This window comes from Brachybacterium epidermidis (assembly GCF_015209585.1).
Taxonomy (GTDB): Bacteria; Actinomycetota; Actinomycetes; order Actinomycetales; family Dermabacteraceae; genus Brachybacterium; species Brachybacterium epidermidis.
In genome coordinates, this window is sequence record NZ_JADEYR010000005.1 from 54,166 (window position 1) to 72,886 (window position 18,721).

Annotated in this window: 15 protein-coding genes; 8 read left to right on the plus strand and 7 right to left on the minus strand. The window is 71.3% G+C overall.

The genetic code is table 11. The features are described from left to right. Positions 1-98: 98 nt before the first annotated feature. From IOE58_RS06645 to IOE58_RS06660, 4 genes are all read left to right on the plus strand, one after another. A complete protein-coding gene (locus tag IOE58_RS06645; RefSeq protein WP_193865625.1) occupies positions 99-833 on the plus strand; it encodes a DUF1028 domain-containing protein in 735 nt (244 codons plus the stop codon). A gap of 190 nt (positions 834-1,023) precedes the next feature. Further along, positions 1,024-1,395: a hypothetical protein gene (locus IOE58_RS06650; protein WP_193865626.1), complete on the plus strand. Its 372-nt coding sequence runs from the start codon at positions 1,024-1,026 to the stop codon at positions 1,393-1,395. 183 nt (positions 1,396-1,578) lie between these two features. Then, positions 1,579-2,091, plus strand: coding sequence for a helix-turn-helix domain-containing protein (locus IOE58_RS06655; RefSeq protein WP_193865627.1), 513 nt, complete (start codon positions 1,579-1,581; stop codon positions 2,089-2,091). Between the two features lie 30 nt (positions 2,092-2,121). Continuing rightward, a complete protein-coding gene (locus tag IOE58_RS06660; protein ID WP_193865628.1) occupies positions 2,122-2,709 on the plus strand; it encodes a PIN domain-containing protein in 588 nt (195 codons plus the stop codon). Between the two features lie 21 nt (positions 2,710-2,730). Here IOE58_RS06660 and IOE58_RS06665 read toward each other — a convergent pair whose 3' ends face one another. Further along, entirely contained in the window at positions 2,731-4,329 is a 1,599-nt protein-coding gene (locus IOE58_RS06665) for an FGGY family carbohydrate kinase (RefSeq protein WP_193865629.1), read from the minus strand. A gap of 260 nt (positions 4,330-4,589) precedes the next feature. Continuing rightward, on the minus strand, positions 4,590-5,075 hold the full coding sequence (locus IOE58_RS06670; RefSeq protein WP_193865630.1) for a pyridoxamine 5'-phosphate oxidase family protein: 486 nt from the start codon (positions 5,073-5,075) through the stop codon (positions 4,590-4,592). Positions 5,076-5,373: 298 nt separating this feature from the next. On the opposite strand from IOE58_RS06670, the gene sbnA reads away from it, so the two are divergent. The 3 genes from sbnA to IOE58_RS06685 are packed head-to-tail and all read left to right on the plus strand — an operon-like array spanning position 5,374 to position 10,395. Continuing rightward, the gene (gene sbnA, locus IOE58_RS06675) at positions 5,374-6,588 is read left to right on the plus strand and encodes a 2,3-diaminopropionate biosynthesis protein SbnA (RefSeq protein WP_193865631.1); all 1,215 of its coding nucleotides are present in this window, start codon (positions 5,374-5,376) and stop codon (positions 6,586-6,588) included. Then, positions 6,581-8,707, plus strand: coding sequence for an FAD/NAD(P)-binding protein (locus IOE58_RS06680; RefSeq protein WP_348981900.1), 2,127 nt, complete (start codon positions 6,581-6,583; stop codon positions 8,705-8,707). Before sbnA ends, IOE58_RS06680 begins: the two co-directional genes overlap by 8 nt. Before the next feature lie 11 nt (positions 8,708-8,718). Beyond that, a complete protein-coding gene (locus IOE58_RS06685) occupies positions 8,719-10,395 on the plus strand; it encodes a type III PLP-dependent enzyme domain-containing protein (protein ID WP_193865632.1) in 1,677 nt (558 codons plus the stop codon). A gap of 205 nt (positions 10,396-10,600) precedes the next feature. On the opposite strand, the gene IOE58_RS06690 is transcribed toward IOE58_RS06685, so the two are convergent. After that, complete coding sequence (locus IOE58_RS06690) at positions 10,601-11,419, minus strand: helix-turn-helix domain-containing protein (protein WP_193865633.1); 819 nt, start codon at positions 11,417-11,419, stop codon at positions 10,601-10,603. Between the two features lie 134 nt (positions 11,420-11,553). Here IOE58_RS06690 and IOE58_RS06695 point away from each other — a divergent pair, with 134 nt between their 5' ends. Further along, a complete protein-coding gene (locus IOE58_RS06695) occupies positions 11,554-12,138 on the plus strand; it encodes a maleylpyruvate isomerase family mycothiol-dependent enzyme (RefSeq protein ID WP_228019171.1) in 585 nt (194 codons plus the stop codon). Positions 12,139-12,633: 495 nt separating this feature from the next. On the opposite strand, the gene IOE58_RS06700 is transcribed toward IOE58_RS06695, so the two are convergent. The 4 genes from IOE58_RS06700 to IOE58_RS06715 form a co-directional block, all read right to left on the minus strand. Continuing rightward, a complete protein-coding gene (locus tag IOE58_RS06700; protein WP_193865635.1) occupies positions 12,634-13,896 on the minus strand; it encodes a phospholipase D-like domain-containing protein in 1,263 nt (420 codons plus the stop codon). A 35-nt stretch (positions 13,897-13,931) separates the two neighbouring features. Beyond that, on the minus strand, positions 13,932-15,461 hold the full coding sequence (locus IOE58_RS06705; RefSeq protein WP_228019173.1) for an FAD-dependent oxidoreductase: 1,530 nt from the start codon (positions 15,459-15,461) through the stop codon (positions 13,932-13,934). 125 nt (positions 15,462-15,586) lie between these two features. Further along, on the minus strand, positions 15,587-16,786 hold the full coding sequence (locus IOE58_RS06710; RefSeq protein WP_193865636.1) for a Gfo/Idh/MocA family protein: 1,200 nt from the start codon (positions 16,784-16,786) through the stop codon (positions 15,587-15,589). Beyond that, complete coding sequence (locus tag IOE58_RS06715; RefSeq protein ID WP_193865637.1) at positions 16,783-18,672, minus strand: glycoside hydrolase family 35 protein; 1,890 nt, start codon at positions 18,670-18,672, stop codon at positions 16,783-16,785. The genes IOE58_RS06710 and IOE58_RS06715 overlap by 4 nt, the downstream gene beginning before the upstream one ends. Between the last annotated feature and the right edge of the window lie 49 nt (positions 18,673-18,721).

The following is an 18,721-nucleotide window of genomic DNA, read 5'->3' on the forward strand; positions in this document are numbered from 1 at the left end:
TGTGGTCCAGGACACCCTCCGGATGGGTGAGAATTGAGCGCATGCGCTGGATCGTTGTGTATTCGTGATCGCTTTCCCAGGCTCGTCGGAAGGGACCCATGACGTTCTCCCTCGCCGTGGTCGACCCGCTGCACGGCCTGCTCGGGGCGGCCAGTGCCAGCCGGTCCCTGGCCGTGGGCAACGCCGTGATGATCGTGGATCCCGCCCGTGGCGTCTCGATCAGTCAGGCCGCCACCAACCGCGGACTGCACGGGGCACTGCTGTCAGGGCTGGAAGCACCGGGTGCCACGCCCGAGGCTGCGCTGGCTGCGGCGCTGGCCACCGATGACCAGCCACAGCGGCGCCAGTGCGGGGTGCTGGACCTGGCCGGTCGCGGTGCCGCCCACACGGGGGAGCTCAATGTCGGCTGGGCGGGCCATTCGCACGGCGGGACGGCCGCAGCGGCCGGCTGGGAGGGCCTCTCGGAGGGCAGCGGCGTGCACATCCACGACGGCCTCCATCGGCCCTCGCTGATCGCGCTGGGCAACTGCCTGGCCGGCCCCGAGGTGCTGGAGGCGATGACCCGCACGGTGCGCTCCTCCGGCTCCGGCGACGGCCTGGCTCTGTCCCTGGTTCAGGCGCTGATCGCGGCCGACGACGCCGGTGGTGACATCCGGGGCCGACAGTCCGCCGCCGTGATGGTGGCCCGCATCGACCCGGAGGCGAGCTGGCCGTTCACCAGCATCGTTGACCTGCGGGTGGACGACGACCCCGAGGCCCCGACCACGCTGCGTGCTCTGCTGGGCACCTGGCTGGACCATGCCGCCGAGCGCAGGCTCGTGGGGAGGCGGTGAGGGCAGGCTGGTGGGTCGGCGCAGAGGGCAGGCTCGTGGGCCGACGCTGAGGGCAGGCTCGTGGGCCGGCGCTGAGCGCACTAACCGGGCGGCGGTGGTCCGGCGGTCGGCTCCCCGCACCCGGGGCCGTCCCTGCGGATGGGGAGTTCTCCCCCTCCCCAAGCTCTCTGGACTTTGCCACCATGGGTGCATGGCTCAACGACAGCGCCACCTTGCCGCCGCACTTCTGGCCGGCGCCGTGCTGCTGCCACTGGCCGCGTGCGAGACGAGCTCCATCAAGAGCAGCTGCGACACGGACAGCTCCTGCCGCATCGAGATCACCGGCAACAGCCTGCACGACCTGCCTCGCCCCCTCGATGCCTCCCACGGCTACGAGAAGCCCGCGGACATGCACGACAAGATCCATCTGGACCAATCGACCGAGGGCGGACCAGCCACCGTCGAGCTGAACGCCGATCCCTACGAATGCTCGGTCGGGGAATCGTTCACCGTCACCGACACCACCTTCCCCTGCACCGAGATCGGCGAGGACTCGATCGCGCTGGAGACCGTGCGGAACTGACGCCGGACAAAGACGACGTGGATCACCCACACCAGCGCTTTCGTAACTTTCGCAACCGGTGTAGTATCGCAGTTCAGGGGTCGGCAGAACACCCAGGCGCTCGACCTCGCGGGCGATCCCGCGAAATCGTGACCGCACGTACAGCCGATCACCCGCACGCAGCACGGACGACGAGGACTCTCCATGCCTGAATCAGCCATCATTCCCAGCGTCCACACCGTTGAGACCCCCCGGGCAGCCGACGCCTCCGGGAAGCTGCTGAGCTTCGTCGTCGCACACGAACAGCGGCATGGAACCGCCCCGTCCCCATCGTTCTTCCTCACGGGTGCCGACGAGCATGACCGTGTGGAGCTCTCAGCGGAACTCTTCGCGATCCTGAAAGAGGCCGCGACCGCTCTACAGCGCGGCCAGTCGGTGAGCATCGTGGCCAGGGACCAGGAGGTCACCACGCAACAGGCCGCAGAGATCCTCGGGCTCAGTCGGCCGACGGTCGTGAAGCTCATCGATGCGGGTGAGATCCCCGCTCGAATACCTGGCAAGCAACGCCGAAAGCTCCGGTTGAAGGATGTCCTCTGCTACCGGGATTCCCTCCACGATCGTCGGACCGACTTCATCTCCGACACATCGTCCGAGTACGACCAGAGTACCCAGGCTGATATCGCTGAGGCCCTTCGCGAGGCTAGGGACCGGGCCTGAACGTCGGGTGCCCCTGGCACACTGAGACAGGTGTACCGCGCCGTTCTTGACACCTGTGTGCTCGTGCCCGATCTGCAACGGGACTTCCTGTTGCAGATCGCGGCCGAGCACGGCTTCGCGCCACTGTGGGGTACTGGCATCATCACGGAACTCGAGTACGTGCTTCGCCGTCTCGACGAGAGACGTGGTCTGACGGCGAACCACGATGCCCGGCAACGGCTGCTGCGTCAGATGGACGAAGCATTCCCCGGATCCACCATCATCGCTCCGAAGTCTGGCACCTACCCGTACGACCTTCGAGATCCAGACGACGGTCACGTCGCCCACGCTGCGATCATGGGCAAGGCTGACGCGATCGTCACCGATGACCGGCGCAGTGGCCTCGCCAGTTGCGCCGCACTTCAGGAGGCCACGGTGGAGGTGCTTTCCGCCCAGGACTTCGCAGCCAACACAGTGATTGCTCACCGTGCCGAAGCTGTTCGCGCACTCCAGATCCTTGCGAGCCGTCGGCAACGGCCGCCGCAGTCCCCCCGTCAACTGCTCGTCCAGCTGCGCAACCGTCACGGCCTGGATGAGGTGTACGAGCATCTGGCGCCAGCAGTGCCCAGCCAGGGCTGAGCTCCAAATTTCTCCGCGGTCTCAGCCCACTCGGGCGAACTCGGCGACCGCCCCGTACAGCCTCCGGTGCACCGGCCGCAGCTCGGCATAGGCGACAACCGCCGACGGGTCCGGTGCGGTCACGTCCCCACCCTGCTCGGCGAGCGGGACGATGCCGTGGTCCAGATCCAGGGCGTCGGCACCCGCGAGCGCAGCACCGAGCAGGGTCGCATCCGACCCGTCGGCGTGCAGCACGGGCCGACCGGTGACGTCGGCCAGGATCCGCCGCCAGGGTGCCGAGGCCGCTCCCCCGCCGACCACGGGCAGCAGCTGCCCGGCGCTGGCGGGATCGAGCGCGTGCGAGAGGGCCAGTGCGACCCCTTCGAGGGTCGCGGCGTAGAGGTCGGTCGCACCGGTTGTGGCATCGATGCCGAACACCGCCCCGCGCAGGACGTCATCCCGCACGGGGAACCGTTCACCGCCCAACGAGGGCAGCACCAGCAGGCCCGTCGGCCCGCGGCCGCGCTCGCGTTCACGGGCCTCGAGCATCTGATCGGCGGCGGTCGCGTCGGCATCTGAGAGGTAGGCGCGCCGCGCCCAGGCCGCAGCTGCCCCAGCGGCGAGGATCGCGGAGATGTGCAGCTCAGCGCCGCCGCCGAGGGCGAGCCGGTGCGAGGCCGGGTCCGAGGTCGAGATCGAGGCCGGGTTCGAGGTCGAGAGCGATGCCAGGTTCGAGGCACCGTTCGCGGCCCGGTCCGAGCCGCCAGCTGCAGCCCGGTCCTGCGCGGCGCGTCGAACGCTCGCGATCCAGCCGCTGGTTCCCAGGGAGACGTGGTCCTGGCCGGGGGCGAGGCCGGTGATCCCCAGCGTCGCGGCACCCGCATCACCGGGCGCGAGCACGATCGGAACACCGGCGGGCACACCCAGCAGGGCGGGGGCGGACTTGTCGGTGTGGCCCACGACCTCCCCGACGGAACTGGTCAGGTACGGCAGGAGGGCCGGGTCGATCCCGGCGGCGCGGGCCAACGCAGGTGACCAGGTGCGGGTGCAGGCATCGAGCAGTCCGGTGGCCGCAGCGGTGGTCAGGTCGCAGTGGAGCCCGGCCCCGAGGACGTGCGCGAGGTGCCCGGCGGGGCCGAACACCAGGCCGCGGGCGCGACGGACGGACTCGGGCTCGTGGCGCACAAGGCGCCGGAACATCGCGGCGCAGCTGCTGGCGTCCTGCAGGTTCCCGGTGATGCGGTCCCAGTCCTCGCCGTCGCGGGCGAGGTCCGTGCAGATCTCGTCGTGCTCGGTGCCCGCACGCAGGTCGGTGTACAGCACGGCGGGTCGCACAGCACCGTGCTCGGGAGCCAGACCCTCCCGCGCGCCACCCACATCTCTGTGTGCGCCCTCGAGGACCAGGTCCTGCATCTGGCCGGTCAGGCACAGTGCGGCGACCTCGACCCAGGCCGGGAGGACTTCAGTGATCGCGATACGGGCGGCGCGCACCCAGTGGTCCGGGTCCTGCTCGGTGCCGCCGTCCGGGGTGTGACAGGTGGGGTACGCGGCACTCGCCGCGCCGTGGAGGTGCCCCTCGAGGTCGAGCAGTGCGGCCTTCGCCGCAGAGGTGCCGAGGTCGAGGGTGAGCAGACCGAGCATGGGGTCACGGTAGCCGGTCGGATGTGCCCGGCAGTCGCGCCGACGGAACAGGGAGGATGTGCCCGGGACTCACTTCGACTTGGTCATCTGGGGGCCAATGAGCGCGTCATTCGCCCCCAGATGGCACAGTCGATTCTCCAGATGGCGGGTCGGATCGTGAACCGACCCACGACCCTCAGCTCGCAGCGCCCCCACGACCCTCAGCTCGCAGCGCGCTCACGACCGTCGACTCACCTCGCCCACGGCCCTCAGCTCACAGCTCACAGCTCGGTGGTGCCGGTCCCGCCCGGGGTGTCCCCGCCGGTGACCTTGGCCTTGAGGATCTGGGCCACACCTGCGACCTTGCCACCGGGCAGGCCCCAGTACTGTGCGGACTCACTGGTGACCAGCACCAGGGCCAGGTTCGGATCGTCCACGCCGTCGGGGAAGTAGCTCTTGGCGGAGTCGTCCCACAGCTCGGCGATCTTGGCGCGGTCCTCGACGAACGTGGCCTTGCCGGCCACGGACAGCCAGGATCCGGCCTCGGAGACGTTGAGGTTCACCTCGGGGCCCTGGCGCAGGGCGTCGGCCTGATCGCCCTGCAGGCCCACGAACAGCCACACATCGGCATCGTCGGTGACGTCCTGGACGGTCATGGGATGGGACAGCAGCTTGCCGTCGGCGCGGGCGGTGGTCAGCATGACAATGCTGGTGCCGCGCAGCTTCTCGACGACGTCCTGCTGGGTGAAGTCCTGGTCGGTGCTCACGGTTCCTCCATCGGGTCGAGCGGGTGGTCGAACGGGGTGCGGGCCCCTGGGCCACACCTGGATGAGCGGGCGCGCCGACGTCGGGCGGCCGCGCCCGGTGATGCGTCGACCGTAGGCTCCGCACCTGCGACGGGCACCCAGGAACCCGACCGATCGGTCCCGGGATGCCAGGCAGCTCGTCGCGCACTCCGGCGGCCACCAGCACCCTTCGGGACCGGATGCGGGTGCCACGCCCCCTCGACCATTCGGTCACAGCAGGCCGTCCGTTCATGGGGCCTGCATGTCGTAGCGTGGCCAGGTGACCCACACCTCCGGCTCCCCGCAGCGGGAGCACACCACCGGCTCCCCACAGCGGGAGCACACCAGCAGCACGCCCGAGGATGACCGGCCGCCCGCCGCCCCCACCGAGGCGGCCACCAGCGGACCCGACATCCCCGTCGGCCTCGACAACGCCCCGGAGGGCCCGGGCGTCTCCGCGGCGGGGTTCGCGGCCCCAGTGCCCGCGATCGTGGCCGGGATCAGCGAGGCCATCGGGAACACTCCCCTGATCCGTCTGGACTCCCTGTTCCCCGACTCCGGGGTGGAGATCCTGGCGAAGCTGGAGTCGGTGAACCCGGGCGGCTCCACCAAGGACCGGCCGGCGATGGGCATGGTGCGCGACGCCCTGCAGACCGGGCGACTGGCCCCCGGCGGCACCGTGGTGGAGTCCTCCTCCGGGAACCTGGGCGTGGCCCTGGCCCGTGCCTGCAACGCCCACGACGTGCGGTTCGTGTGCGTGGTCGACGCCCGTACCAACGCCACCACCGTGCGCACCATCCAGGCGCTCGGCGGGGAGATCGACCTGGTCTCCGAGCCCGATCCAGCCACCGGCGACCTGCTCACCGCCCGCTTCAACCGGGTCAAGGAGCTGCTGGAGGAGATCCCCGATGCGGTGAACCTGTACCAGTACGGCAATCCCGCCAATCCCCGTGCCCACTACGACGGCACCATGCGGGAGATCGCCGAGGCCACCGGGCACCAGGTGGACGTGCTGATGGCGGCGGTGTCCACCACCGGAACCATCGGCGGCTGCTCCGCGTACATCCGCGACCACGACATGACCACCCGCGCGATCGCGGTCGACGCGGTGGGCTCGGTGCTCTTCGGCGGCACCGCCGCGCCCCGCCCCCTGCCCGGCATGGGTGCGGGAGTGGTCACCGAGCTGTCCCGCCAGGTCGAACCCGATCAGGTGATCCGCGTGGAGGGCCTGGACTGCGTGGTGGGCGCCCGGCACCTGGCCCGCAGCGAGGGCATCCTGGCCGGGGGCTCCACCGGCGGCATCGTGCACGCCCTGGGCGGGCTGATCCCCAGCCTCGAGCCCGGCACCCGCGTGGTGTTCGTGGTGCACGACGGCGGTGTGCCGTACCTGGAGACCGTGTACGACGACCAGTGGGTGCGGGAGAACCTCGACGCCGACACGGACGCGATCGCGGAGGGGATCGAGCAGCTGCGCAGGACCGCCCGCCGTGACTGAGCAGCCCTCCGTCCCGACCGGCACCGCCCATCCGGCCCGCAGCGACGGTGCTGCCCGCCCGATTCGCGACGACCGCACTGCACCGCCCATGGCAGCCGCTGGCACACCGCTTCGCCCGGCCGCCGATGCGCCGCTGCGGATCGCCGTCGTCGGTGCCGGACCGAAGGCGCTGTACGCGCTGGAGGAGCTGACCGCGCTGCTGAATGCTGCGCGCTCCGCCACGGCCACCGCCGACGACGCGGGAGCTGCGGCCTCCGAATCGTCAGCAGCATCCGGCCTGACCGTGACGGTGATCGATCCTGTCACCGTGCCGGGCACGGGCGCCGCCTACCACCCCGGCCAGCCGCACCACCTGCGGCTGAACGTGACCGCGGCGATCCTGGATGAGCCCGTCACCGGCGACTTCCCCGCGTACCCCAGCTGGGTGCAGGGCCCGTACCCGCAGCTGGCCGACGAGCCGTACCCGCCGCGCGCGGTGGTCGGCGAGTACCTCGCCCAGCGCTGGCAGCAGATGATCCACGGTCTCTCCCGCCATGCCCGCGTGGAGCACGCCCGGGCCCGGGTGACTGACCTGCGGCGCGAGGGCAGCGCCTGGCATCTGACCACCGACACTGCTCCCGCGGACGTCGGTCCGGTGGACGAGGTGCTGATCGCCACCGGTCACGCCGCCGGCCACCGGGGCGCCCTGGTGCACCACTGGAGTTCACCCCTCCCCCTGGTCCCGGCGGTGCTGCCCGCTGAGCGGATGCTCAGCGCCGAGCAGGTCCCGCCCGGTTCCCGGGTCGCGGTGCGCGGCGGGGCGCTGACCTTCATCGACGCCTGCCTGACCCTCACCGAGGGCCGCGGCGGCACCTTCACCGAGAGCACCGAGGTCGACGCGAGCGGCGGCACCGAGGCGGCCGTCCCAGCCCGCCTGGTGCACCATCGCGGGCCGCACGAGCCGACCGTGATCCGGCCGATCACCCGGCAGGGTCTGCTGCTGGATGCGAAGCCGAACCCGGGAACACCCCTGACCGAGGCCGGCGAGCGCGCCGTCGAGCAGGCCCGCGCCCGATTCACCTCCGGCCAGGGCATGGGGCCGGACGCGGTGCTGGCGATCGTGGTCAATGCCGCCACCGCCATGCTCGAGGGGACATCCGCGCCCAAGAAGCACGCCAGTACCTCGGGACGGGATGCGCGCGACACCGTCGCCGGTTCTCGCGCGGCCGTCGAACACACGCTGAGCACCGGTGCGGAACCCGATCTGCCCCGCGGCCCGGGGCGGGCTGAGGCGGCGCTGCGTCGCAGCATCGAGACGGCCCAGGGCCACCGCTCGCCCGGTCCGGCCTGGGCGCTGGGCCGCGTGTGGCAGACCCTCTACTCCCAGATCTCCGCCGGCCTGCGCGGCAGCGACGCCCCCGAGGAGGAGTGGGCGCGCTTCCGGCAGGCCGCCCAGGTGCTGGAGCGGTTCGCCTTCGGCCCTCCGCTGGTCAACGCCCGCAAGCTGCTGGCGATGATCGACTCCGGCGCGGTGGACCTGTCCTGGATGGACGGTGAGGTTGGCATCGACGGCGCCGGCATCCATGAGGCGCCGGTGGCCGACAGCTCCGACGCCACTGCCACCGCCCGGCACGATGACGCCACTGCCACCGGCCGGCACGACGACGCACCGTCGGGCGGCGATGTCGACGTGGTGATCGACGCGGTGCTCACCCCGCCCGGTCTGCTGAACCTCACCGACGAGCTGGCGGGGTCGCTGCTGCACCGCGGCCTGGTGCAGGTGCGGCCGGGCAGGCGGGGGGCGATGATCGACGAGGACGGCTCCCCCGTCGGCCGCGATGACGCGCCACTGGTCGCCCCCGACGGTCGGACCGTGGCCGGGCTCGCGCTGATCGGGCGGCCCACAGAGGACCATGTCATCGGCCACGACTCGCTGAACCGCCACCTGCACCACGAGGGTCGATGCTGGGCCCGGCGGATCGCGGAGCGCATCACGGGCGCTGACGACGCCGCTCCCGCCGTAACGGCCACTCCCGCCGTAGCGGCCTCCCCAGCCGTACCGGCGGACGGATCTGCTCCTGCCATACCGGCAGAAGGATCTGCTCCTGCCGCCCCCGCCCCCGCCGTCGCCCCCGAGTGAGAGGACCTGCCGTGACCGAGGAACCCACCCTGCGCGAGGCATGCCAGGGAACCCCGCCGCTGTCGGCCCGTCTGGAGCCGTGGATGCAGGAGCTGCTGGCGGACCCTGCGACCTGCAGTTCGCTGCTGGAGCGCTACGGGAGCCCGCTGAACGTGCACGACTTCTCCGCGCTGCCGCGCAACGCCGCAGAGCTCACGGAGGTGGCCGGGGCCTCCGGGGTGGACCTGCGGATCTTCGTGGCCCGCAAGGCCAACAAGACCCTCGGCATGGTGCGGGCCGCGCATCGCGCCGGGCTGGGGGTCGACGTGGGCAGCGAGCGCGAGCTGGCCCAGGTGCTCGAGGCCGGTGTGCCACCGCATGACGTGGTGGTCACCGCGGCCATCAAGCCCGATCCGGTGCTGCGCCTGGCCCTGGAGTCCCGCTCACTGCTGGTGCTGGACAACCTCGACGAGGTGGCCGCCTCCCGGAGGGTCGCCGAGCAGGTCACCGGCGCCCGGAGCGCGGAACCAGGTCGCCCCGCGGACCGGGCCTCCGATGCCCCCGAGCCGTTCCCCGTGGCGCTGCGCCTCGCGCCCAAGCCCAGCGATCTGATCCCGCCCACCCGCTTCGGGGAGTCGGCCCGCAGCTGGCTCGAGCTGATCGACTCCGGCGGCCTGGGCGACCTGCTGAGGGTGGACGGTGTGCACTTCCACCTGCACGGCTATGACCCGATCGCGCGCGCCACCGCCCTCGGGGAGGCGCTGGAGCTGATCGACGCGCTGCGCGAGCGCGGCCTGGCCCAGGACGGCGCGTTCGTGGACATCGGCGGCGGCATCCCGATGAGCTACCTGGACGATGCCGGGCAGTGGGACGCCTTCTGGCAGGCCCACGACCGGCAGGCCTCGGCGTCGGGCCCCGGCGGGGGTGCTCGCGCGGCCGACGATGACCGGCCCGCGGCTGCCCCCGACGCCGGCGGGGGCGCCCCCACCGCCCCGCCCACCTGGCGCGGGGAGCCGCTGCGGCAGGTGTACCCCTACCACCAGCAGGTGATCCGCGGGCCCTGGCTGGAGCGGCTCCTGGGCCACGAGATCCGCCCGGGTGTCACTGCTGGGCAGGCCCTGCGAGAGCGCGGGGTGCAGTTGCGCTGCGAGCCGGGCCGCTCCATGATGGACGGTTGCGGCATGACGCTCGCGAGGGTCATCCAGCGCACCAGTGCCAGCGACGGCGTGCCCCTGGTGGGGCTGGAGATGAACCGCACCCAGTGCCGCTCCACCTCCGACGACTTCCTGGTGGACCCGATCCTGGTGCGCACCGGCGAGGACGGCGGCCGGAAGCGCTCGGGCCCGTTCGAGGGGTTCCTGGTGGGCGCCTACTGCATCGAGGCCGAGCTGATCCTGCGTCGGCGCATGGCGTTCCCGCAGGGTGTGGCCGTGGGCGATGTGATCGCCCTGCCCAACACCGCCGGGTACCTGATGCACATCCTGGAGAGCGCCTCCCACCAGATCCCCCTGGCCTCCAACGTGGAGCGCGTCGGCGGTGGGGACGCGAGCGGATCCGGAGGTAACCGCCCCAGCGCAGAGGTGGCGGACCGCAGCAGCGCAGTCGGCGCGGACCACAGCAGCACCGCCGTCGAAGGCAGCGATCCCCGTCCTGATGTGCCCGGGTTCAAGCGCGACGGCATCGACCGGGTGCTGCCCATCCGGGCCTGATCCCCCGCTTGAGGGCTCCGGACATCCCCCGGTGCATCCCAGGGCCAACCCCGCACCGCGCCCGGCCCGCCGCTCCCTAGCGTGCCGGCGGGCGTGGCCATCGGTGCCGGTCTGGCGCTGAGCATCGGCGCGGCGATCGAACTGGTGCGCCGACGTCGCACTGTCCACGCAGCGGCCGGTCCTGTCGCCACCGGGCGAGCCGGCCTCACACATCCCGGAATCGACCGGCGAACTGCGCCGGGGTCATCCCGGTGGTGGTGCGGAAGTCGCGGGAGAAATGGGCCTGGTCGGCGTACCCCAGCTCCGCTGCGACATCGGCCAGGCGCCCTTCCCTCTCACGCAGGCGGCCGGCCGCCTCGTGCAGGCGCCGGCGCCGAATCAGCCAGGCAGGGCTGAGGCCCAGGCGACGTGCGGTGAGCCGCTGCAGCGCGCGCTGCCCGATGCCGAACCTCTCGCACAGCTGCCCCACGGAGACCACGGCAGGATCGCTCTCCACCGTCTCCACCAGGGCGTTCACCAGCAGGGACTCCTCATCGGGTGCACCCAGGGACGCCACCCTGGACTCCAGCTGCTCCTGGCAGCGTGCGTGGATCTCCGGGTCCGACGGGTCCGCTGCCATCAGCGCCGTGATCTCGGCGGTCAGTCCCCGCAGCGCTTCCACATCGTCGAGACCGCACCAGCTGTCGGTGAGGGCGGAGACCGGCCCGTCGAGCAGGCGCGCCCCGGCGGCCGGCGCGAACATCACTCCGAAACCCCAGCCTCGGCCCCGCAGCTCCGTCACGGACAGGCCGCGCGTGGGCCCGGCGAAGCGGGAGTAGGCCGGGGTGGTGATGGCCAGGCAGATCGGGTACTGCAGCACCTTCTGCACGGCCGCATCGCCCTCCGGCACCTCCCACACCGGCACCCAGTACCGGCGGATCCACGGCGTGAGCTGCGGCGCGGGCGCGTACCGGGTGATGGCGAAGGTGCGATCGGCGGGATCGCGCAGGTGCGCCCGCTCCACGTCGTCCTCGGGCCTGGCCATGGGCACACGATAGAGGCCGCCCCGAGACGGTGCCGTCGGAAAAGTTCAAGACCTCCGCCGTCGGCCCCGCCTACAGTCGCGGCAACGCCCCGGGGCACCTGCGCTCCGGTCACCGCACAACCACGGAGGACACCATGGGACAGGCACCACCGACCTCGATCCAGCAGACCTGGCGCGAGCACGAGAAGCCGTTCACGGCCGTGATCACCCAGGTGCGTGACTGGGACGCGCCCAGCCCCTGCGAGGGATGGGCCGCCCGCGACGTGCTCGCCCATGTGATCGACACCGAGCGCGACTTCCTGCGGGACCACGGCCATCCCCTGCCCGACGGCGCACTCGCCGGCAGCAGCGGCTCCGCCGTGGACCAGGAACCGTCCCAGAGGTGGCTCGCCCACGCCGCTGCGGTCGATGCGCTGCTGGCCGACGACTCGATCGCCGACGAGCGCTTCGACGGCTTCGTCGGCCCCACCACCATCGGGGATACGTGGGCCCGCTTCTACTGCTTCGACCTGCTGGTGCACCGCTGGGACATCGGCACCTCCCAGGGCCTCCGGGTCGACCTCAGCGACGAGGAGCTCGCTGCGATCGACGACGCTGTGGACGGCTTCGGTGAGCACGCCTACATGCCGGGAATCTTCGGCCCACCGGTCGAGGTGGGCACAGATGCGTCCCGTCAGGTGCAGGTGCTGGCACGCACGGGGCGGCACGCGACCAGCTGACGGGGCGGCCATGCACGGGGCGGCCCGGCGCTCGGCGGCACGCGACCTGCTGACGGCGTTGCCAAGCGCAGGGCGGCCTCGCGCTCGGCGGCCCGCGACCTGCTGACGGCGTTGCCAAGCGCAGGGCGGCCTGGCGCTCGGCGGCACGCGACCTGCTGATGGCGTTGCCAAGCGCAGGGCGGCCTCGCGCTCGGCGGCCCGCGACCTGCTGACGGCGTTGCCAAGCGCAGGGCCGCACGCGAGCCGGTGGCGGCGCGGCCTCGGTCTGACCCGACGCGACAGGAGCTGTTCTGACGGATGCGCTCACCTGACGTTCCTGCGGGAACGTGAGGCGCCCGACTGTCCCCGGTTACGGGCGAGTACCTTCCAGGATCTGGAAGCTGGCGGCACGGAACTAGCGGATCACCCGGCTGCCCGATGGCCAGGCCGGCACCTGATGAGCCACCCGGATGACTGACGGGCCAGTGAACGGTAGGCGCTGCCCGCCCCGTCGGGTCAGAGGAACGGACGCAGCGGGATCAGCGCGGTCTCGGCCAGGCGCGCCATGCGGTGGCGATCGCGCCATCGCGGAGAGGTGAGCACTTCGCAGTGCTCGGAGTCCCGCTCGAACACCGTCTCCATGTTCGCGGCGAAGTCCTCGTCGATGATCTCCACGTTGGTCTCGTAGTTGAACGAGAGGGACAAGCGGTCGATGTTGGCGGTGCCCACGGTGGACCAGATGCCGTCGATGGTGGCCGTCTTGGCGTGGATCATCGCGGCGTCGTACAGCAGGATCGTCACCCCGGCCTCGAGCATCTGCCCGTAGAAGCCGCGCGAGGCGAAGTCAGCCACGATGTGGTTGGACTTCCCGGGCACCATCACACGTACGTCCACCCCGCGACGGGCGGCCTGGGTGAGGGCGTGAAGGATCTGCTGGTCGGGGATGAAGTACGGGGTGGTGATGTAGATGTGGTCGCTGGCCCGCTCGATGGCCGCCAGGTACAGCTGCCGGATGGGGTACACCAGCTGCACCGGCAGGTTCGCCGCCACCCGCACCTCCGGATCCCAGCTGTCCGGCGGGATCCAGAGGATCTTGTCGTCCTCCTCGGCGTGCTCGTTCCACGCTCGCTTGATGGAGTTGCGCAGCCCCCATACGGCCGGCCCCTGCTCACGGATGTGGGTGTCGCGCCACTGCCGCGCGTAGAGGTCACCGATGTTGTAGCCGCCGATGAAGCCGGTGTGGTCATCGACCACCAGGATCTTGGAATGGTTGAAGCCGGTGTGGCGCAGCAGGCCCTTCCAGTACGGGCGTGCGATGGCAGGCAGCCGCTTGACGCGCACCTTGTCCGAGAAGCCTGCGTAGAACCGGCGCGGCACCACCAGGTTGCCGAAGCCGTCGTACAGCACGCGCACGTCCACCCCGCGGTCGGCGGCGCGGTTCATGGCGTCGATGAAGCGCTGGCCGACCTCGTCGCCCTTCCAGATGAAGGTCTCCAGCAGCACGCTCTCGCGGGCCCCGTCGATCGCCTCGATCATGTCGTTGTACACCTCAGAGCCGGAGGTGTACAGGGTGATCCGGGAGTCCTGCACCTGCGCCTCGAAGGTGCCCGGGCGCGGGGCCTCGCGCTCCTTGCGGGAGCGGCTCTTGACGCCGTCCACGGCGATCAGGGCGGCCGCCGCGGTCAGGGGCGGGACTGCGGTGACAGCTGCGCCGATCGCCGCCACCCGTCGCAGCGGTCGCTCGCCGAGAATCGCACGCACGGTGTTCAAAGTCGCCATGTGCTCAGCGTAGAGGGGCTTCTTGAGCCCCGCGCTCAGGCGGGCTCGTCATCGACGGGTGCCAGGGGCCTGGTGGCGGGCCCTTCGAGGATCTGGCCGTCGGGGGCGAAGCGGGAGCCGTGCAGGGGGCAGTCCCAGGATTTCTCGGCATCGTTCCAGGCCAGCACGCCGCCCAGGTGCGTGCAGATGCCGGAGACCCGGCAGGTGACGCCGTCGATCGTGGACTGGGCGACGGGCCTGCCACCGCTTCGGCCCACGATCCCGGAGCCGTCGGCAGGCTCCACCTCGGGCAGTTCGCGCAGCTCCCCGCGCGCCCAGCCGGAGGCCATGTGGGCGCCGACGGATGCGTTGCGGGCCGCGCCCGTGCCGAGGCTCTTCACGCCGGGCCGGGCACCGTCGAGCGGTTCCAGCCAGGCCGGCGCCTGCCCGGCCTCCAGGCCCGAGATGGCGAGCGCCGCGGCGACCGCGCCGGTCATCCCCCACTTGCTGTACCCGGTGCCGACGTACGCGGTGGAATCCGAACCGGGCAGGGGGCCGATCAGGGGCAGGTGGCCGGCGGGATGGTAGTCCTGGGCGGCCCAGGCGTGAGTGCGGCGGGCACCGGGCACGTGCTGCTCCGTCCATCGCTCCAGGTCCAGGACCTGCTGGGCGGGGGAGCTCGTGCGGCCGGTGACGTGGTCGTTGCCGCCCACCAGCAGCAGCTCGCGGCCATCGTGGGGCACGGAGCGCAGGGTGCGCACCGGGTCGTCGGCGCTGATGTGCATGCCGTGGGGACGGAAGCCGTCGCCCACCTCGAAGGTGAGGGCGTAGGAGCGGCGGGCCTGCATGCGCACCGAGTACCCGCCTCGCTCGGTGAAGGGCACACCAGTGGCCAGCACCAGCTTCCCGGCACGCACCTGGCCAGCTGTGGTCTCCAGGGTGAAGGGGCCGCGGCGGGGAACGGAGGTGACGCGCACGCCCTCCACCAGGGTGCCGCCCAGCTGGACGAACTCGGCGGCGAGCGCGCTCAGCACGTCCATCGGGTCGAACTGGGCCTGGTCCTCCAGGACCGCGGCACCGGCCACCTCGAAGGGCAGCTCCAGGCCGCCTTCGAAGCGGGCGTCCAGGCCGGCCTCCTGCGCCGCCTCCAGCTCCGAGTGCACGGAGGACAGCCCGGACTTCGTGGTGGCGTACGTGGTGGCGGGGCGGTACTGGACCGGGACGTCGTGTGCGCGGCAGAAGTCCAGCAGCCACGACTGACCGTCCCGTGAAGCCTCCACGTACGCCCGCGTGACGCCAGGCCCGTGCTGGGAGCGGATCTGGCTGAGCACGGTGCCCTGCAGCAGGGACAGCTTGGCCGTGGTGTTGCCGGTGGCGAGCGCGCCCACGCTGCGGGCCTCCAGCACGGCGACCTGCAGGCCCTGGTGGGCGAGCATGAGCGCGGTGGCCAGGCCGGTCAGTCCGGCTCCGACCACCACGACGTCGAAGGACGGGTCTGCGGGCAGTTCTGCGGTGCGGATGCGGTGGGGGTCATGGGAGTCCAGCCACAGCGATCGCATCGTCGGCTTGGTCGGCGAGTGGGACATCGGGAGCCTCCGCCCTGATCGGTGACGGCCGTCCTTGGGGGACCGCCGCGGTCCACCAGCCGATCAGAACCGCCCGGAGAAGGCAACGATCCGGTCGGAACGGGACCGACCGGTCGCATCGCGCCTCAGGCCTGCCCGCTGTCGAAGTAGCCGCGCACGTCCTCCGGGATGGCCGGCACGTCGTAGGGCACGCCGCCGTTGCGGATCGACTCGGCGCCCAGCACGCCCGTGGCCACGGCCTCGCGGGCCGCGACCGCGGAGACGTCGGTGGCGCCGCCCTCGCGCACGAACCGCAGGAACTCCGCCACCAGGTTCGGATCCGCCCCGCCGTGGCCGCCGTCGCCGCGGTCGATGACCTCCACCGCGTCAGGCCGGCCGGCGCCGGAGTAGCGCGACTCCCAGATGTGGATCTGGTCCCCGCCGCCGTCGCCCATGTTCTCGATGCGGCCGGCGTCCCCGATCACGGTGTAGTTGCGCCAGTAGTCGGGGGTGAAGTGGCACTGCTCGTAGGAGGCCAGCACGCCGTTGTCCAGGGTCATGTTGATCATCGAGATGTCCTCCACGTCGATGACGGGGTTCATCTCCTTCTGAGCGGTGGGCGGCCAGTTCTCGGCGTCGTACCAGTCCCACATGCGGCGGTCGGTGTTGTCGCGGCGATCGGTGATGTCGCCGTACACGGCCAGGTCGCCGATCCCGGAGACCCGGCGGGTGTAGCCGCCGGCCAGCCAGTGGATCACGTCGATGTCGTGCGCGCCCTTCTGCAGCAGCAGGCTGGTGGCCTTGGCCCGCTCGGCATGCCAGTCCTTGAAGTAGAAGTCGCCACCGGCGCCGACGAAGTGGCGGCACCAGATGGCGCGCACCCGGCCGATGCGGCCCGAATCCACGATCTTCTTCATCTGCCGGATCACCGGCATGTGGCGCATGTTGTGCCCCACGTACAGGCGGGCCCGCTTCTGCTTGGCCATCACCAGCATCGCGTCGGTGTCCTCGACCCGGATCGCCATCGGCTTCTCCGAGAAGGTGGCGATGCCGGCCCCCAGGGTCTTCAGGGCGATCTCGGCGTGCGCGTAGTCCGGCGCCAGGATCATCACTGCGTCGACCTCGTGCTCGGCCAGCAGCTGGTCCACGTCGTCCACCAGCGTCACGTCCCCGCCGTGGCGCTCGCGGGCGAGGTCCTTCCCGCGCTGGGTGGGCTCGGCGACCACGGTCACGCGGGAACCCTCGCCTGGCTTGTGGGCGTGAGTTGCGAGCGTGGAACGCGCTCCGTAGCCGATGACGCCGATGCGTAGGTCGTGCGAGTGCTCTGTGTCGTTCACGGTGGTCACCTTCCCGTCGTGCGGCCGCCGAAGATGTGCTCCTCGACCAGCGCCAAGCGCGTGGGCTGCTTCTCGAGATCCAGCAGCAGCACCTCGTTGCGCCCCTCGCGGATGACCGGGGCGGGCACGTACAGCGACTGCTGCGGGCCCACGTTCCAGTACCGGCCCACGCAGAACCCGTTGACGTAGGCGACGCCGTGGCCGGCATCGGAGACGTCCAGGAAGGCGTCCTTCTGCTCGCTCGCCTCGAAGGATGCCTGCACCAGGACGGGCAGCGTCACGTCGTCCTCGGCGCCGGGCTCGACCGCGGCGGCACCCGAGGCCAGCGCAGCGAGCTCCTCGGCCATGTCCTCCAGAGGCCATGGATCCGCTTCCCAGTGGTTCAGGAAGCGGATGATCTGCCAGACGCCGCCCAGGATGCCCTTGCGCTCCCCCAGGCTGGGGCCGAAGTTGATGCGGCCCAGGTTCTCCACCAGGATCTCCACCCGCACGGTGCGGTGGCCGCCCTCGGGCAGCAGGCGCTCGGCCAGATGGGCGAGCTCCACGGTGGCGGGGAACTGCTTGTCGGCCTCCGCACCGAGCACGGCATCGGCACCGGCGGCGCCGGCGTAGATGCCGTCCACGTACACCCAGGCACGGTCGTGCAGGTCGTACAGGTGCAGCGGCGCGATCGAGGGGCCGTCCTCGCCGTCGTTGCGGGTGATCTCGATCTTGCGGGACAGGCGCAGCAGGCCTCGCTCCAGCCCCAGGTCCTCGAAGGACGGCGGCTTCGGGTGCACCTCGGCACTGCGGGTGAAGCGCTCGGTGCCGCGCAGGGCCACCGTCCTGTCGATCGTGACCTCGCCGGCGGGCAGGGCCGCGGGCTCGGCGTCCAGACCCAGCTGGGCCAGGTGCTCCTCGAGCGCGGGCAGCTGGCGGTGCTGCGCGATGACCTCGCGGAAGGCGCGGAACTTCTCGGTGAGCCGGCCGTTCTCGGCGATCGGGGCGTCGTAGTCGTAGCTGGTGGTGGTGGGGCCGTAGGTGCCGTGGTGGTTGGCCCCGGCCGACATCCCGAAGTTGGTGCCGCCATGGGCCATGTAGAAGTTGACGCTCATGCCGTTGTCCAGCATGTCGGCCAGCTCCGAGGCAGCGGTCTCACCGGTGCGGGTGTGGTGCTCCTCGCCCCAGTGGTCGAACCAGCCGTTCCAGAACTCCATGCACATCTGGGGCTGGCCCGGCAGCTCACGCTCGGCCATCTCCAGCACCTGCAGGGTGCGAGAGCCGAAGTTCACGGTGGCCAGCGCTCCCTCGACGGTGCCGCCGGTGAGCCACATGCGGGCGGGCCCGTCGGAGGTCACCAGCAGTTCGTCGATGCCGCGCTCACGCAGGCCGTCGCGCAGGTGCGCCAGGTACTGCCGGTCGTCGCCGTAGCTGCCGTACTCGTTCTCCACCTGCACCATCACCACGTTGCCTCCGCGGGAGGCCTGCCGGGAGGCGATCACGGGGATAAGCATGTCGAACCAGGCGTCCACCAGCGCCAGGTAGTCGGGATCGCTGACCCGCAGGCGCAGGTTGCGGTCGCGCAGGATCCAGCCGGGGAACCCGCCGTTCTCCCACTCGGCGCAGATGTAGGGGCCCGGCCGCACAATCGCATCCAGCCCCTCCTCCCCGGCGATGTCCAGAAAGCGGCCCAGGTCCGCGATGCCGGTGAAGGTGGTGGTCTCCGGATCAGGCTGGTGCAGGTTCCAGGCCACGTAGGTCTCCACCGTGTTGCAGCCCATGGCGACCAGGCGGCGCAGGCGGTCGCGCCACTGCTCGGGGTGCACGCGGAAGTAGTGGATCGCACCGGAGATCACCAGGTGCTTCTCACCTCCGCGCAGGAAGCCGTCGGCGGTGGGTTCGAGCAGGGCGGTCATCGGTGGTCTCCCTCGCTGTGAAACGAATAACGCGGTCCAGTCTGGCAGG

Coding starts and splice junctions, on each gene's coding strand:
- IOE58_RS06715 (WP_193865637.1), bottom strand. CDS start 18,672: ATGACCGCCCTGCTCGAACCCACCGCCGACGGCTTCCTGCGCGGAGGT.
- IOE58_RS06700 (WP_193865635.1), bottom strand. CDS start 13,896: ATGGCGACTTTGAACACCGTGCGTGCGATTCTCGGCGAGCGACCGCTG.
- IOE58_RS06705 (WP_228019173.1), bottom strand. CDS start 15,461: ATGTCCCACTCGCCGACCAAGCCGACGATGCGATCGCTGTGGCTGGAC.
- IOE58_RS06650 (WP_193865626.1), top strand. CDS start 1,024: ATGGCTCAACGACAGCGCCACCTTGCCGCCGCACTTCTGGCCGGCGCC.
- IOE58_RS06655 (WP_193865627.1), top strand. CDS start 1,579: ATGCCTGAATCAGCCATCATTCCCAGCGTCCACACCGTTGAGACCCCC.
- IOE58_RS06665 (WP_193865629.1), bottom strand. CDS start 4,329: ATGCTCGGTCTGCTCACCCTCGACCTCGGCACCTCTGCGGCGAAGGCC.
- IOE58_RS06645 (WP_193865625.1), top strand. CDS start 99: ATGACGTTCTCCCTCGCCGTGGTCGACCCGCTGCACGGCCTGCTCGGG.
- IOE58_RS06690 (WP_193865633.1), bottom strand. CDS start 11,419: ATGGCCAGGCCCGAGGACGACGTGGAGCGGGCGCACCTGCGCGATCCC.
- IOE58_RS06695 (WP_228019171.1), top strand. CDS start 11,554: ATGGGACAGGCACCACCGACCTCGATCCAGCAGACCTGGCGCGAGCAC.